13 protein-coding genes are annotated in these 15,882 nt (G+C 54.7%); 5 read left to right on the forward strand and 8 right to left on the reverse strand.

Going from position 1 to position 15,882, the window contains the following annotated elements:
• Positions 1-118: 118 nt before the first annotated feature.
• From EDM60_RS05000 to EDM60_RS05015, 4 genes are all read left to right on the forward strand, one after another.
• Positions 119-889 carry a DUF4253 domain-containing protein gene (locus tag EDM60_RS05000; protein ID WP_122962959.1) on the forward strand — a complete coding sequence of 257 codons (771 nt, stop codon included), beginning with the start codon at positions 119-121 and terminating at the stop codon, positions 887-889.
• Positions 880-3,525, forward strand: coding sequence for a winged helix-turn-helix domain-containing protein (locus EDM60_RS05005; RefSeq protein WP_122963255.1), 2,646 nt, complete (start codon positions 880-882; stop codon positions 3,523-3,525). The genes EDM60_RS05000 and EDM60_RS05005 overlap by 10 nt, the downstream gene beginning before the upstream one ends.
• 111 nt (positions 3,526-3,636) lie before the next feature.
• On the forward strand, positions 3,637-4,575 hold the full coding sequence (locus EDM60_RS05010) for an NAD(P)-dependent alcohol dehydrogenase (RefSeq protein ID WP_122962960.1): 939 nt from the start codon (positions 3,637-3,639) through the stop codon (positions 4,573-4,575).
• A 260-nt stretch (positions 4,576-4,835) separates the two neighbouring features.
• The gene (locus EDM60_RS05015; RefSeq protein WP_122962961.1) at positions 4,836-5,813 is read left to right on the forward strand and encodes an iron-hydroxamate ABC transporter substrate-binding protein; all 978 of its coding nucleotides are present in this window, start codon (positions 4,836-4,838) and stop codon (positions 5,811-5,813) included.
• A gap of 215 nt (positions 5,814-6,028) precedes the next feature.
• Here the strand turns inward: EDM60_RS05015 and EDM60_RS05020 are convergent, their stop codons facing one another.
• The 8 genes from EDM60_RS05020 to EDM60_RS05055 form a co-directional block, all read right to left on the reverse strand.
• Positions 6,029-6,886 (reverse strand): amidohydrolase family protein, encoded by an 858-nt coding sequence (locus EDM60_RS05020; protein ID WP_122962962.1) that lies wholly within the window; start codon positions 6,884-6,886, stop codon positions 6,029-6,031.
• Positions 6,873-9,998: a GNAT family N-acetyltransferase gene (locus EDM60_RS05025; protein WP_122962963.1), complete on the reverse strand. Its 3,126-nt coding sequence runs from the start codon at positions 9,996-9,998 to the stop codon at positions 6,873-6,875. Before EDM60_RS05025 ends, EDM60_RS05020 begins: the two co-directional genes overlap by 14 nt.
• A gap of 181 nt (positions 9,999-10,179) precedes the next feature.
• The gene (locus EDM60_RS05030) at positions 10,180-10,485 is read right to left on the reverse strand and encodes an AraC family ligand binding domain-containing protein (RefSeq protein ID WP_122962964.1); all 306 of its coding nucleotides are present in this window, start codon (positions 10,483-10,485) and stop codon (positions 10,180-10,182) included.
• A gap of 6 nt (positions 10,486-10,491) precedes the next feature.
• Positions 10,492-11,262, reverse strand: a complete 771-nt coding sequence (locus EDM60_RS05035; protein WP_122962965.1) for an ABC transporter permease — start codon at positions 11,260-11,262, stop codon at positions 10,492-10,494.
• Positions 11,237-12,304, reverse strand: a complete 1,068-nt coding sequence (locus tag EDM60_RS05040) for an ABC transporter substrate-binding protein (protein WP_122962966.1) — start codon at positions 12,302-12,304, stop codon at positions 11,237-11,239. The genes EDM60_RS05035 and EDM60_RS05040 overlap by 26 nt, the downstream gene beginning before the upstream one ends.
• A 4-nt stretch (positions 12,305-12,308) precedes the next feature.
• Positions 12,309-13,028 (reverse strand): ABC transporter ATP-binding protein, encoded by a 720-nt coding sequence (locus tag EDM60_RS05045; protein WP_122962967.1) that lies wholly within the window; start codon positions 13,026-13,028, stop codon positions 12,309-12,311.
• A gap of 20 nt (positions 13,029-13,048) precedes the next feature.
• Positions 13,049-13,828, reverse strand: a complete 780-nt coding sequence (locus EDM60_RS05050; RefSeq protein ID WP_122962968.1) for a class I SAM-dependent methyltransferase — start codon at positions 13,826-13,828, stop codon at positions 13,049-13,051.
• A gap of 29 nt (positions 13,829-13,857) precedes the next feature.
• Positions 13,858-14,643: a Crp/Fnr family transcriptional regulator gene (locus EDM60_RS05055; protein WP_167470234.1), complete on the reverse strand. Its 786-nt coding sequence runs from the start codon at positions 14,641-14,643 to the stop codon at positions 13,858-13,860.
• A 391-nt stretch (positions 14,644-15,034) separates the two neighbouring features.
• On the opposite strand from EDM60_RS05055, the gene EDM60_RS05060 reads away from it, so the two are divergent.
• The gene (locus EDM60_RS05060) at positions 15,035-15,880 is read left to right on the forward strand and encodes an SDR family NAD(P)-dependent oxidoreductase (RefSeq protein WP_122962970.1); all 846 of its coding nucleotides are present in this window, start codon (positions 15,035-15,037) and stop codon (positions 15,878-15,880) included.
• The last annotated feature ends 2 nt before the right edge of the window (positions 15,881-15,882 follow it).

The raw sequence follows: 15,882 nt of genomic DNA on the forward strand, positions 1-15,882 counted from the left end.
TCTTCTGGATAGATGGTGTACGATGAACAAGTGTGGCTTATTTTTCCAAAAATGCGAACAAGCCATTTGCATAAATCGATAAAGCGAATGAATGCGTGAAGAAAAAGAGGTGTCGGTCATGGTTGAAGAATTGGTCGAGTATTTGGATGAATGCGAAACAGAAGTCGTCGCAGTAGAACAATTGGCGTTGCCGCTGCAAGCAGAAGGGAAGCACCGCATTTTGGTGTTGCCGGGCTACAACCTGCTGGAAATGATGGAAGAAGTGTGCGAGGAAGCAGAAACGTTGTCCGCTTTTGTCGCGCAGCAGCTGGAAGAAGCCCGCAGCCTGAGCGTAGAGGATACCTTCCGCAAAATCGTGGAGTCCCGGCTGGTCTACACTGATTTGCCAGCTGAGGAGAAGCAGCTGCAAGGCAAAAACTTTTCCGAATGTTATCAGGCGTACGCAGCGATGTGGGAAGGCAGCGAGCTGGTTCACGAGCAGTTGGTCGCAACAGAAGCATCGACAGAACCGTTTCAGCTCGATCGGGAATGGGCACAGGACCGGATCGAGGATGGAGATTCGCTCGTCGTGCTGAACTTGCCGCAGGAGCGCGGGCATGAGGCTCCGCTGTGGATTCCGATGGGCGGATACAACGAATGCCCTTTGCCTGTGTACCAGTCGGTCATCTTCAAGCATTTTCAGGAACAGTACGGCGCAAGCATCCTCGCTGTGACAGGCGATACATGGGTGCTGCAAGCGAAGCGGCGTCCGCAAACGGCTGAAGAAGCGCTGCAATTGGCAAAAGAGCATTTTATTTTTTGCCAGTACGTTTTGGACGATCAACAGACGCTCGGTCATTACGCCGATTACTTGCTGAAGCAGGACGTGTGGTATTTTTGGTGGGATTAGAAAAGGACATTCTTTTGACAAAGCTGTACATCCCCAAACCGCGGCCAAAAGCGGTCCGACGCCCGCGGCTCGTGGAAAAATTGAGCGAAGGGATGCATCGCAAGCTGACGCTGATTTCTGCTCCAGCAGGCTACGGCAAGACGGCGCTTGTCAGTGAATGGCTGGCAGATGCTCCCGTCTCTGTCGCCTGGCTGTCGCTCGATGGGGGAGACGACGACCTGGGGCGTTTCCTGCGCTGCGTGATCGCAGCTATGCAGACGATTGAGCCGTCTATTGGAAAAGGGCTGCTGCCCATGCTCAAGGCTGCGGAAAGTTCGCCAAGCGAGGCGATGCTGCTGTCTTTGTTGCACGATCTCCACTCTTTATCCCCGGCGATGGTTCTCGTTCTGGATGACTATCATCTTCTCCGCTCTCCGAGTATTCATGAGGCGGTTGCTTTTCTGTTGGAACGCATGCCGCCGCAACTTCATCTCGTCATCACGACCCGCGCGCAGCCGCCGTTGCCTTTGGCGAGGATGCGCGCGAAGGATCAGCTGACGGAAGTTCATGCTGGCGATCTGCGCTTTGCCCAGCGGGAAGCCGGCGAATTTTTGTGCCAGGGGATGGGGCTGGTTCTTTCCGAGACAAGCGTCGGGATTTTGGCAGAACGCACAGAAGGCTGGATTGCCGGATTGCAGCTGGTGGCGCTTGCTTTGCGCAGGGAAGGCGAGCCGGATCGGTTGATTCAGTCTTTTCCGCCTAATCATCCTTATGTGTGGGACTATTTGGTCGAGGAAGTGCTGAATCAGGAAACGGAGAGCATCCAGTCGTTTTTGCTCCAGACGTCTGTTCTTGAACGGATGAGCGGGCCGCTTTGCGATGCTGTTCTGAGCGACGGGGAGCACACAGTCCGGGCTGGCTTTGGCGAAGCGACGCTGGCCTTGCTTGATCGTGCCAATCTGTTTCTTGTCGCCTTGGACAGCGAACGGCGCTGGTATCGCTACCACCATCTTTTTGCCGAGCTTTTGCGCAAACGGCTTGATCCAACCGTCGCTGCAAGCTTGCATATTCGCGCAAGCAGCTGGTATGAAGCGAACGGCTTTGCGCTTGAGGCGTTTCACCATGCTGTTTGCGCCCACGATACAAAAAGGGCGGCGCGGCTGGCGGAAGGTGCTGGCTTGCCCCTGATTTTTCGCGGGGCAGTGACCCCTGTTCTGCAATGGCTGGAGTCATTGGGCGAGCAGGAAAAGAACGAGCTGCCCGGTTTGTGGGTGATGCAAGCGTCTGCGCTGTTGATGACTGGAAAAACAACAGGCGTGGAACCAAAGCTGCAAGCTGCCGAAAAAGTGTTGCAGGCGGTGGAGCAAAGCGACATGACCCGTGATTTGCTCGGTCATATCGCGGCGATCCGCGCTTCGTTGGCGGTGAGCAAGCACGACGCGGAGCGGATCGTAGCGGAGTCGCACCGTGCTCTGGAGCTTTTGCATCCAGAAAATGTGCCTGTACGCACAGCGACACTATGGGCACGCGGGTACGGCTGCCAGCTTCGGGGCGAATGGGCAGAGGCGAGCGTGGCTTATACGCAAGCTTTGGCGAACAGTGAAAGGGTCGGCCATGTCCTGATTACCATGCTGGCAACACTTGGCCTGGGGATGATTCAGGAGATGGAATCCCGGCTGTACCTGGCGGAGCGAAGCTATCTGCGGGTGCTGAAGCTCGCGGGCGATCCGCCGCTGCCGGCAGCTTGCAAGGCGCATCTTGGTTTGGCTCGCCTGTATTACGAGTGGGATGAACGGGAAAAAGCGTTGGAGCATACTCGTCAGAGCGTGAAGTGGGCAAAACAGCTGGAACAGACGGATTGCGTGGTCGAGAGCGAGATTTTTTTAGCCAGGCTAAAGCTTGCCCAAGGCGATGCCAGCGGGGCAGCACGCATGCTGGCAGAAAGCGATCACACGGTCCAGCGGCAAAACTTCGCAGTCCAGCTTCCTCAGCTTTTGGCGGTCCAGACCATGGTGCAACTGCATAAAGGCAATCTGGCTGCTGCCGAGCGCCTGGCGACGGCGAATGGACAGCTCGCAAGCACTCGCGCCCGGGTGTATTTGGCCAAGGGCAATTCCGCCCAAGCCGTGGCGATTCTCAAACCGTGGCATCAAGAGCTGGAGCAGACCCGCCAAGAACGGGAGCGGATCGAGGCCAAGCTGCTTTTGGCTGTCGCGCTTTTTGGGCATGGGGAAAAGCGCCAGGCGGTACAACTGCTTCGCGAAGCTTTGGCACTGGCTGAGCCGGGCGGGCTGGTGCGGACGTTTGTCGATGAAGCTGCTTTGCTCCTGCCGCTGTTGCGTGAGTGGACAGCAGCCGAAGCGGCGTCTGAGTATTGTGGCAAGCTTCTCGCTGCCATGAACCAGTTGGCGCCAGCACACGGGACGGGTCAGCCAGTGCAAGCGCAGCAAGCCGAGTCTCTGATCGAGCCGTTGAGCAATCGCGAGCTGGAAGTGCTCCGCCTGATTGCCCAAGGCTTTTCCAACCAGCAGATCAGCGAAAGGCTGTTTATTGCATTGCCGACTGTAAAAGGGCACAACCGGGTCATTTTTGAAAAGCTGCAAGTGAAGCGGCGCACGGAGGCAGTCGCGCGCGCACGCGAGTTTGGACTGTTGTAGGCGGTGCTGTTTTTCAGCCGTGATTGTTTTTGCAAAACCATACTTTAGTAGCTGTAGCGAGACCGTTCATAGCGGCTATACTCATGGCAAACAGGAAAAAGGAGGAAGCCTATGAGAGCTGTCGTCTGCACCAGCTATGGAGCACCGGATGTCCTCTCGCTCCAGGAGGTAGCCAAGCCCGTTCCGAAAGAGCATGAGATTCTCGTGAAAATATATGCGACCACGGTCACTTCCGGGGATTGCCGGGTGCGCGCTTTTCGCTGTCCGTTGCTGTATTGGCTGCCTATGCGGTTGCTGATCGGATGGAACAAGCCGCGAAACTCGATTTTGGGCGTCGAGCTGGCTGGAGAGGTGGAAGCGGTCGGCAAGCAAGTCAAGCGCTTCAAGCCAAAAGACAAGGTGTATGCGATCACCGAGATGGACTTTGGCACGTATGCCGAATACAAATGCTTGCACGAGGACGCCAACGTCACCCTCATGCCGACTAATGCCACTTATGAAGAAGCCGCAGTGATGCCGTTTGGCGGAACTACCGCCTTGCACTTTTTCCGCAAAGGACAGTTGCAGCGCGGGCAACGAGTCTTGATCTACGGCGCCTCGGGATCGGTCGGCACATCGGCGGTGCAGCTCGCCAAATACTTCGGAGCCGAGGTGACCGGAGTGTGCAGTACCGCCAATGTAGAACTGGTCAGGCAGCTTGGCGCGGATGAGGTGATCGACTATACAAAAGAAAACTTTGCCCAATCCGGCAAGCAGTACGACATCGTCTTTGACGCTGTAGGAAAATGCGCGAAATCCCGCTGCAAGCAGGTGCTGGCTCCCCATGGCAAATACCTCACCGTGGAAGGGCAAGGAGTGGCAAAAGTGCGCGTGGAAGACATGCAGCTTCTCGCCGAGCTGATGGAGTCGGGCCAGCTCCGGGCGGTCATCGACAGACGCTATCCGCTGGAACAGATTCCACAGGCACATGAATACGTAGAGCAGGGGCACAAAAAAGGAAATGTAGTCATTACGGTAGCAGATGACTCCGCGAACGGACACAACGGCTGAAAAGGCCGTTTTTTTGTATTTGTATGGAAAAACGTCTCGATATTTATCGGGAAAACGCATGTGACCGCTTCTGGTCAGCCAAACAGTCATGACGTTATTGTTTGCCGCAACACATGGGTGGAAGCGGTTCCAACCGCATGTCAGGGGAAAGAAATTGACCGTATTGACAGGCAGGTGAGAACTGTTTATAGTATGTAATTGTCAGAAATGATTATCATTATCATCTACAAGTTTTTATTTGCCAAAAAGGAGACTGCAACATGAAAAAGTGGCTCATTCCTTTCCTGATGTCGCTTTCGCTGATGGTCAGCGCTTGCGGCAATGCATCGACGCCGACACCAAACAATGCGGGCGGCAGTGAGACAAATCAACAGCAGGCAACAAAAACCGAAGAAAAGCCGAATGCGAATGCTGAGGCCAAACCTGAAATGATCACGTACCAGTCGGAGAACGGTCCGGTTGAGGTTCCTGCCCAGCCAAAAAGAATCGTGGGCCTGACCAACGCGCCTAACGTAGTTGCGCTTGGCGGCACACTGGTCGGGATCGACGAGTGGACGAAGAAAAATCCACTGTTCACCGACAAAGTCAAAGATGTCGAAGTCGTATCGGACGAGACGATGGAGAAGATTTTGGCTCTCCAGCCCGACCTGATTATTGCCGGATCGTGGATGAAAAACCTCGACAAGATGAAGGAAATCGCACCGACAGTCGTCTACACGTGGGGCAAGCTGGACTACCTGGCGCAGCAACGCGAGATTGGTAAGCTTTTGAACAAGGAAAAAGAGGCGCAAGCGTGGATCGACGATTTCACGAAGCGCGCGCAAGCTGCTGGCGAAGAAATCAAGGCGAAAATCGGTAAGGACACGACCGTCTCCGTGTTCGAGCATGATACGAAAGACTTTTACGTCTTCGGCAACAACTGGGCTCGCGGAACGGAAATCCTGTATCAGGCAATGGGCCTCGCCATGCCGGAAAAAGTCAAGAAAGACGCACTTGGCCCTGGCTACTACACGCTTTCTTTGGAAGTGATTCCGGAGTACGCTGGAGACTACATCGTGCTCAGCCAGCGCAAGGGCGGAGAAAATCCGTTCCTGACCTCGGAGACGTGGAAAAAGATTCCCGCTGTGAAAAATAACCATGTGATCGTGATCGACATGGAAGCATCGACGTACAGCGACCCGATTACGCTGGAATATTTGCTGAAAATCTTCAAGGAAGGCTTTCTCTCCCAGTCGTAACGAGAGGCAGCTGCATACGAAAAAATAACGAGAACGTCTGGGGAACCAGGCGTTTTTTTTGTGGGAGCATGCCGGGGCGCAAAGCTCGCACAATACTGCCAAAGAACACGGCAAACCCCTTCTGGCAAAAGAAAAATCCCATGTGTCTTCACGCGAATGAGCGCAGACATGAGGGATTTTTTTGATGGACGTGAAAGGAAATTCATTGCAGTTTACTACTCGACAAAAGCCCGCACCTTCGGAAACACCTTCAACGCCGTCTTGTAAAACACATCCGCATGATACTCAGCCGGAATCAGCTCCTGCACAAACTGGATGTACGACTTCACAGGGGCGAGCGGCCAGTCGGTGCCGAACAAAAATTTGTCATAATGATCGCAGTACGTAATCGCATGGCGCAGATGAGCGAAGAACAGCGGCGATTCGGCCAGTCTGCGGCAGTTGTCTGCGTCACCGACCATCAAGCCGGACAGGTCGGCAAACATGTTGCGGTTTTTGTACACGACTTCTGCGCCATCCAGCACCCACGGGTCACCGAAATGGGCCATCATGAAGTTCACGTCCCGATGCTTCACCGCTACCTCGTCGAGAGTGAGCGGATGCGAATACTTGAGCAGACCTCGTTCCGAGTAAGTGTCACCCGTATGGAAAACAACGGGCACCCCGTATTTGGCGGCGAGTGCATAGACCGGATCGTAGACGCTGTCGTAGGCGTAGAACGGATAGTAGCCGAGATAAATTTTCAAGCCGACCGCCTGGGGGTGTTGCAAATCTTGCTCCAGGCGAGCAACCGCCGCATCGTCCAGCGTGTACGGATTAATCCCCAGGCAGTAGACGAGCTGCGGTGGCAGTTCAGCGGTCAAGTCCAGACCCATCGGCGTGATCGCTTCGTAATCGGGAAAGCCGTCCTGCTTTGTTTCCGTCAAGCCCATGCCGATTCCGAGCACCACTCCGTTGTCCTTATATTCCTGCAAAATGCCTTGGACAGAGTAGTCGACAAACGACTTCTCCGCGGCTGTCCGCTTAAATTCTTCGATATGCGATAAATGCATGTGCGCATCAATGATCTTCATCTGAATTTCCCCCTTCGCCTTCGCTGGTAAACCGGATCGCCCGCAAAGCCGCCAAGGAATCGGCAGGCAGCTCTTTGTCGGCAAACAGGAAAAAGACAGGCGGCGTAAAGCTCGTGCTGTTGTCCGGCAAGTTCAGTTCGCGCAGGATGGTGGTCATCGCGATTTCCTTGTTGGCGTACACTTCGACATCTGCGGTGCCCAGATCGGTGAAGATCGTGAGCTGCTCGGCGCGGGAAGCTGCGCCAAACGTATAGTCGGATTGTTCCGTTACGGTCAAATCTCCCTGCGCCAGCTTGTAGGTCAGCGGCTCCCCGTGTTTCCCCGCTGTTTTCAGCCAAACCGTTTCGTCAGCCGCTTCTGTCTGCAAAAAGACTTCGGTCGCAAAGCTTTTGTGGGCAAAGTACGTTCCGGTTTTTTGCACGATTTCGACCGTATGGCAAAGGAGCGGGACGCCCGGCAGCAAAAGAAAATATTGGTGGCAGGTGAGGCCGCGATACTTCTCCTGTTTTTTGACGTGATAGCTGAGCTTGATGCCTTGCCAGACGTTCTGGCGATTGTCGGTCAGCTGGACGAAGGCGGCGCTTCTTTCTTCTTTAACCAGTGAAAAAGCGCTCAGTTCTTCGATGTGGTTGCCGATGCCGCCTGTCCACGGATTCCACCACGATTTCGGTTGCCGCTGCGGGAAAGAGCTGGCCAGCCATTCCTGTCCGCCCGAAACGAGCGAGAACAGCGACGGGTAAAAATCCGGTGCTGCTTTGATGCGGATGGAGCCGTTGTCTGCGCTGTAGACTTGCTGGCCTTGCTCTTCGGTCACTTCCATGGAGATGGAGCCTGGTTGAACCGGGAAAAGGGCGCTTTGCAAGCAAATGTCGTGGGTAGCGAACTGACCGTCCACACGAACCAGCTCGTACGCTTTGGCCGAAGCAGGCAAAGCGAAGTGCGCTTCCTGTTCCTCGGCTTCTTCCGTGAAGCGTTGCGTCTGTCCCAGAGCTTCTTCGCTCGCAAGTAAGGCCGTCAGTTCCCCGTCCAGGTACTGCTGTTTGTATTCTTTTACCTCAACTTTCACTTCGCCGTTTGCCAAAAATGGGTTGTGATCGTTGGCAATCAGCTCCAGATGAGGGGTCAGCGACAAGTCTTTGGCCAAAGCTTCTTTTCGGGCAAAAGCACGAAATTCTTTCCAGTCCGTATACGCTCCATGCGCCACGCATATCGGGCCGAACGTCGCGCTGCTCTGCGGCTCCAGCTCTCCGATGCACGATTCCAGGGCGATTTGCCAGCCTTGAATATCCATCTGGCAAGATGGCGGCCAGCACAATCCCCACGGGGCTGCATCTTCCCGGGAAAACAGCCAGTTTTCACTGAGCAGCTTGCCGTCCCAATATTCCAGGTCGCTGCCGTAAGAAGTGGGAACGTCTACATAGCGGCCTTGATAGGGCAAGATCGGGTGCTGGATCGAGTGGATGAGGCTTTGTGTCAGCCATAGCTCAGCAGCCAGTTTTTCCGTGGAAGTGTTGGTTATATCCAGCGTGTGTTCAACGGTGCCATCGCCGTGCAGCAGCGTTTTGCTGATCAGCGAAAGAGCAGGGTAGGCATCGGAACGGTAAGCGGCGCGAATACCGATGGCGCCTTTTTCGGAAAAGAAGTCGACGTGCTCCGCGCGCTTTTTGGAAAACTCGCTGGAATACGGCTTGCCAAGCTTCGGATAGGCGATGTACGTCGGCGCTCCGCCGTTTCCGCCGGAAATGGTGAGTTCGTTGTCGTCCTTGTTCAAGGTGAGCGTATGGCGGCCGTGATGCACTTGCCACGTCAATTCTGTTTCGCCTGCCAGGAGCGCTCCCAATCCGGTAAAGGCAGCGCCAAGCTTTTTCACGAAGGAGACTTGCTTGCCGTCTGCAAGCTGCCCCACGATTTGCACATCGGCGCTGTAAAATCCGTGGTCGATCAGATCGGCGCGAAGCGGAAGCGAGACGCGTTCTTTGCCGGACAACCGCAGCGAATGGCTGTGTTCGTGGAAGCGCAAGAATGGCGAGTCAGCCAGTTCAAAAGAAAACTGTGCTTCTTCGGAAAAGTTGTTTTCCATGTCCAAATAATAGTGTGCAGTTTGACCCGGATAAGTCAGACCAGGAACGTGCATGGTGAGCGAAGCAGGGAATTTGGGCAAGATGCCGACCTGGAACAGCGCCTTTTTGCCGTTGATTTGAATGTGTGTGCAAACTCTTGGATGCGTGCGCCAAATGCTTTGCTCTTCCGTGATTGCTCCGACCGTAAAGCTTGCAGACAAGCTCGTTTCGTCCGTGACGGACAGCTCCTGCTGGTAGTCAAACTGAATGTTTTCATTCGACTCTCCCGTCAAGGAAAGCTGCAACGGCTTGCCCGATTTATTGACGATCCGGTAGTGAATCTGGTAGTCGCGGCCGAAGACCAGCTCCAGCTGCTCGACCTCGGCGGACAGCAAGTAGTCTTCCGTTTCGATCAGGCGCAGCCCGCGGCCGCGCCGTTCAAACTCCACGCGCAAGCTCAGGTCGGCTTTTTTCCAGGAGTAGGTGAAGTAATCAAAGCCGTTTTCTTTTCGTCCATCCGGCTCGACCACAATTTGTCTTGTGGAATCCTGGTACCAGTCCAGCGTATCGAAATAATGCGCGATAGCTTCTGTGCGCAGGACAGTGGGCATCATGTTCATCAAGTGCGTCGAGTCATCCCGGTCTTCCCAGAAAAAACCGAATTTTTTATACAAAGGAACCGCCTTCGTGTTGCCAGCCCATGTGTACAGGTCAAGCCGCGGCCAACCAAGCTGGACAGTCTGGTCCAGGGCGAGGGCAAGCAGCATGCGGCCTACTTTTTTTCCGTGATAGTCAGGACGAACGTTGAGCAGGGGGATGTAGAGGGCGCCCGTATCTTCCCTGTATTCCGCCAGGCTGCAATAGCCGACTACCGATTCGCCGTCCATTGCGAGGTACACAGCAAGCGCGTCGGAGCGAGCTTCTTCCTGTCTGATTTGTTCCGCCGTCGTAATCGAATTGCCGCCTCCCCAGCTGTCTCGGCTGGCGTTCCACATATCAGCGACAGCCGCAGCCAGCTCCGGTCGGTAGAGAACGATAGAGATAGATTCCATGTTTGCTTGCACCTCGATCTCATGTCAGTTTTTGCCTATTAATAGAGATACGTTTGAAGATAGCATCGGTTTCTCGTTCTGGCAGTTTTTTCTTGTCAACGCGAAAAGCCAGTATCGCTCGGTCAAACTCTAACGATACTGGCTTTTTCACTGTTCACTTGTGGCAACCGAATGTGTGCACTTACGCACGCTCGATGCGGATGACGACCATTTCCACGTCTTCATCCAAAGCGCGCACACTGTGCTTCTCCGCTGGCAGCATGTACAAAAGCGACTGTGGATCAAGCTCGATCTGCTTCCCGGAAAAGTCAAAGACCGCTTTGCCTTTTTGCACGAGAATCAACACGTCGGCGTCTGTGTCGTGTTCCGGGATAAAGCTGCCGGCACGCAATTGCAGTTGCAGCACTTTGGTGCGTTCAAAGCCCATCAACGCGCCAATATGCTTGGGCGCGGACTCCAGATAGTTTTTCAGGTCGAACGTTTGCATAAATGATCACTCCTCACGGTTCCAGCGCAGAATAAATTTCCGCAGCGGAGATATGACAAGATGGTCCAGCAGGATGATGATGAAAATACTGACGAGTGTCCAGGCGAACACTTTTGCCGTATCGATGTTGACTCTGGCAAAGGCGAGCGAATAGCCGATTCCCGCATCTGCGCCGAGCAGCTCTGCCATGATCGTGATGCGTACGGCAGAGCCAGTCGCAAGCGAGATCGCAGTGAAAATCGGCACGGCAAGTCCGGGCAAAATGATGTGTCTCAACGTGTGCCACGGAGTGCTTTTGTAGATCGCCGCCATTTCCAGCAGCTGGCGGTCGATATTGCGCCAGCCGTCCGCCGTATTCAAGTAAATGCCGGGGAAAACGAGCACAGAGACGACAAACACGGGAACCATCGAGCCTGTGCCGAACCAGACCATCGCCAGGACGACGACGATGATCGGCGGAATCCCCATGAGCATCGACTGAACCGGACGCATCGCATCGTACAGGACGGGAGAACGTCCTGCGACAAGCCCGCAGCAAATCGCGACTATCATTCCGCTAAAAAGTCCGGTAAACATGCGGGAAGCGGACTGGAGCAACTGCTCGGTGAACTCCCCGCTCTCGACCATCCGAACGAAAGCGGCTGCGGTGTCCAGTGGTGAAGCGAACAGGATAGAGGGCAAGGACATCGATAAGCCTTGCCAAATGGCGAGCAGGATCAGGATTGTCACGCCCTGTACGAGCAGGCGGCGATTACGGAGCGTAGTAGAATCCTGCATCCGGCAATTTCCCCCCAATAATCTCCGGGGACAGAGTGGAGAGCTCGGTGAAGAAAAATTCCAGTTCTTCCTTGGCGTCCTTGGCCGAGACGAACTGCAAGTTCAGGGAAGGAATGACATTTTCAATGATTGGCGGGGTCAGCCCGTCCTGGTATTTCGCGATCATCGCGGCAGCGTCTTTTGGCTTTTCGTTCAGGAACTGGACGGATTGCTCAAACTGTTTTTGCAGTTCCGCCACCAGTTCAGGATGCTTGGCGATCAGTTCGCCTGAGACGAGGATACCAGCTTGCGGGATGCGCGGCGATTTGCCTGTCGCTTTCGCCCATTCGGCTTGCAAGCTCATGACTTTGCCCAGTTTTTTGCCTGCCTTGTTGCCTTGCATCACAGACATGGTCGCCATATGCTCCGGCAAGATGGCGTACTTCGCCTTGCCTGCGACGAGCAAGCCGACCAGCTCCTGCGGCGCGCTGACGTATTCGATTTTGACATCTTTAGTCGGATCGAGATTGTTTTTTTTCAGCAAGTAGCGGAAGACGAGATCGGGCATATCGCCTTTAAACGGAACGTGAACGGTCTGCCCGCGCAGGCTGTCCCAACTGACTGCCTCACCGTCGGGGCCGATCATATAGAGGATGCCCCAGATCAGCGTGTTGATCAGCTTGACATCCATTCCCCGGTTGTACAGATTGGCGCCGACATAAGTAGGTACGGCGGATACTTCGGCCTGGCCGCTACTGATTCGGGCGCGCAGCTCATCCGGTGTTTTCCACGGCTTGTACTCAACATTTTCGACGAACGGGCTGAGCGATTTGTCCTCGATCATTTTATAGATGGGAGAAGAGAGCGAGATTCCCACTGGTGCCTGAATGGTCAAATGCTCGCGTTTTTGCACTTCTTGCGCAGTCGCAGCTGGTTGCTCGGCGGCTGATTGTTGGCTTGAGGTGGTAGCCTGATTCGTTTGAGCGGAGCAGCCGATCAGGGCGCTGGTGATGGCGACAATCAGGGACATCATGACGTAGCTGGTTTTGGATGTGCGTGACACTTGTCTATCCTCCTGTCAGGTGCTGGTGCAGCACGGCTTTGATTTGTTGAATTTGTTCCTCGCTCCTGCCTGCTCTTTGTCCGGGGAGGGGGTATTCCCGGATGACTGTTGCCGCTGCAAGGTTGTTGCTTTTGCTGAACAACAGGACGCGGTCAGCCAGGCGGGCCGCTTCTTCCGGATCGTGTGTCACATAGACCATTCCGATGCGGCGTTCCTCGATCAAACGGATGACATCTTGTTGCAGCTCGCGCTTGAGGGCGAGATCGAGCGCGGAAAAAGGCTCGTCCATCAGCATCATTTTCGGGTCTGTGACCAGCGCGCGTGCGATGGATACGCGTTGCTTCATCCCGCCGGAGAGCTGCTTCGGATAGTAGTCGCGGGCATGGAACAGCCCGACTTTTTGCAACACCGTCGTCACTTTTTCGTTCATCGTGTCTTGGTCCATGCGGCCGAGCACAAAACGAATGTTGTCCGTGACCGTTTTCCACGGAATCAGCCGCGGCTCCTGAAAGACATAGCCGAGCTGTTCCGTGCGGACGGTCACCGTTCCGGAAGTCTGCCTGATCAATCCGGCTGCCATGTTGAGAATCGTTGTTTTGCCGCAGCCGGAAGGGCCGAGGATGGCGACGACCTCTCCCGCCGCGAGCGAGAAGGAAAAGCCAGCGAGTACAGTCGTCCCGTTGAACGACTTCGTGACGGAGGCAAATTCCAGCAAGGCTTCCATCGGCTCGCCTCCTGACTTTGTTATTTCACGACCGTAAAGGTGATGTGTCCGTACAGGTCGTCGTTGGCATCGAATGTACGAATCAGTTCAAACAAATGGGCTTGATCCGCCGGGTTTTTGCACGCGTTGGTCAAAAGTTGGATCGTGCCTTCCCAGCCTTCGTCTGTGAGCAAGCCTTTCAGCGACAGAAGCGACATTTTTCCTGTCTGGCAATCGACTTGGCGGAAGGCAGCCTGTTCGAACAAACCGCGCCAGTTCGCTTCGGTCATCGGCTGGGCATTGACCGCGAGCAGTTGGCGCAAAGCAGCCAGGCGCTCCTGCACTTCCGGCGTTTCCGGGTCCTTGCACAGCAGCAAATCGTGGGTCGCCAGTCTGCCGCCCGGCTTCAAGACGCGGAAATATTCCGCGATCGCCTGCTTTTTCTGTTCCAGCGGCAGCATGCTGAGCATCGCTTCATTGATCACCACGTCAAACGTTTCAGCGGCAAAAGGCAGCTCCAATGCATTGCCGTATGCAATCTGGACGCGCTCTTCCAGTCCGTGCTGGCGAATGTTTTCCTGCGCCCGCTCGACGCTCGGCTGGTGAATATCAATTCCGGTCACCTGGCAACCGTACTCCTTGGCGATCTGAATGGCGGTCGTGCCCATGTTTGGCGCTACTTCCAGCACTTTCGTATCGGCGGTGAGGCGGCATGCTTGCAAAATGCGCTCGGTCGCTTCTTTTCCGCCCGGACGCAGCCGGGTTTTCCCAAGGGAAGCGAGAAACAGGTGAGTAGGCTTGCGGCTTGCTTTTTCGGTCATGTCAAACATCCTTTCTTATGATCGCACGTTCACACCTCATGGCAGCCTCTGACGCAGCATGTCTGGGCGTGAGTGCGGATAAAATGGTCTTTTTGGGGATCGATCGGCACAACAGGCGTGTCAGGAAGCAAGCTTCTCAGCTTTTCCAGGTGAATGTGCATGCTGCCGCCCTGGGCCATCACGACCGCTTGCTGCTTTTTCAGCTTCTGGATCGTGCGGTTGACCGTCTCGCGCGTCGTGCCGAGCATCCCGGCCAGCTCGCTGTTGGTAAAAGTCGTGGAAAAGCGGAGCCATTCTGCGTCGAGCCTGGCTGCGTGTGTCTCGCTCAGGCGCAGCAATAAAGACACGAGCTGGCTTTCCACCGGATAAAACGTCTTGTCTTCCAGACGCTGCTGCAGATCGATAATTTTGTCCGCCAGCACTTGCATGATTTTGAAGCTGATGGCGGGATGAGCGAGCAGCAGCTGTTCGAAAGTGCGCACGGGAATGACGAGGCAATGGACGTCATCCAGCGCGACGGCGTGGTGCGGATAGCTGTCTGTGCGAAAAAATCCGAGGTGAGGGAACATGTCGCCCTGATCGGCAAGCAGGAAAGTTTGTTCTTTTCCATCTTCACTCGTGCTGAACAGACGGACTCGGCCGGAAATGACGAAGTACACTTGCAAGATTTCTTCCGATTGATAGAAAAGGTAGTCGCCTCTTGCAAATTCACCGGATTTGCACGTAGCCGCAACAGCTTCCAGCTCATGCTCAGACAAATTGCGAAACAAATGAAAGCAACGCAAAACGGAGGAGATCGGGCCAGTAGACAGCATAGGAATGCACTCCTTTTCTCGCATTGTTATAATTGAATATAATAATCATTCTCAATTATAACATTGTGTGAACGGAAAAAAATGAGAAAAGGAAGCAAAGGCCAGAGCAATCGCACTGAGGCGCACTTTCACAACCTTTCACGCGTTTTAATGGGAGCAGGTAGTTGATTGATTACGAGCCAAGTATAAAACATGTGCTGAGCGATGCCTTGTGACCAATATCACAGTTGAGAATTTATCTCATTCTTGTTTCTGCGGGTTCGGTCGAGGAAAATAAAGGAGAACGGACGACTAACCAAAACGAACATGACCGTTTTGTTGACCGCAAGCGGTCACATCCCATTTCATGAAAAACGGCGAGACGTTTTTCACAGAAAAAAGGACGATGCGGATGCCTGCCTATACGTTGTGGGAAAACATGCTGTTTTGGCCAACGGCTCTGGATGAGGGCAAGCTCGCGGCGGCTGTTGCGGGCAAGACGATTCTCATTACCGGGGCCAGCTCGGGAATCGGGGAGCAGCTGGCATATGTGCTGGGGCGCTGCCAAGTGCACTTGCTGCTGGTGGCGAGAAGAGAGGAAAAGCTGCGCCAGATCAAAGCTGAAATCGAGCGAGACGGGGCGAGAGTCAGTGTGTTTGGGGCCGATCTTCGCGATCCGGCTCAGTTGGAGGCATTTCTTGCGTTTTTGCACGAGCAGTCTGGCGGGATCGACATCGTGGTCAGCAATGCAGGCTTGTCCATCCGGCGACCGATCATGGACTCTCTGGAGCGCTATCACGATTTTACCCGGACGATGGCGATCAATTATTTTGCTCCGGTTAAAATCTTGTTGTCGCTTACTGAGCAGCTCGCCCGAAACAAAGGGCAGATCGTAAACGTCTCCACGATCAACACATCGTTGCTCCCGTTGCCTTACTGGGCGGCGTATCAAGCTTCGAAAGCCGCGTTCGACACCTGGTTTCGCTCGGCCGCGCCGGAGTGGAGCGCGAAGGGGATTGCCACGACATCGATTTACTTGCCGCTGGTGAGAACGCCGATGATTTTGCCCACGACTGCCTATCGGAGCATGCCTGCCATGAGCGCAGAGCACGCTGCGAGGCTCATCGCCAAATCGCTGTACACGAAACGGACCACGATCCGCCCGTGGTGGCTTTTGGGGGGCGAGCTGGCTTCCTTGTTTGGCAGAGGGCTATGGGAGCGATTGCTTCCTCGCTGGCTACGCAAAAGGGGGGAATGACG

It is taken from the genome of Brevibacillus parabrevis, from assembly GCF_003710905.1.
GTDB classification, from domain to species: domain Bacteria; phylum Bacillota; class Bacilli; order Brevibacillales; family Brevibacillaceae; genus Brevibacillus; species Brevibacillus parabrevis.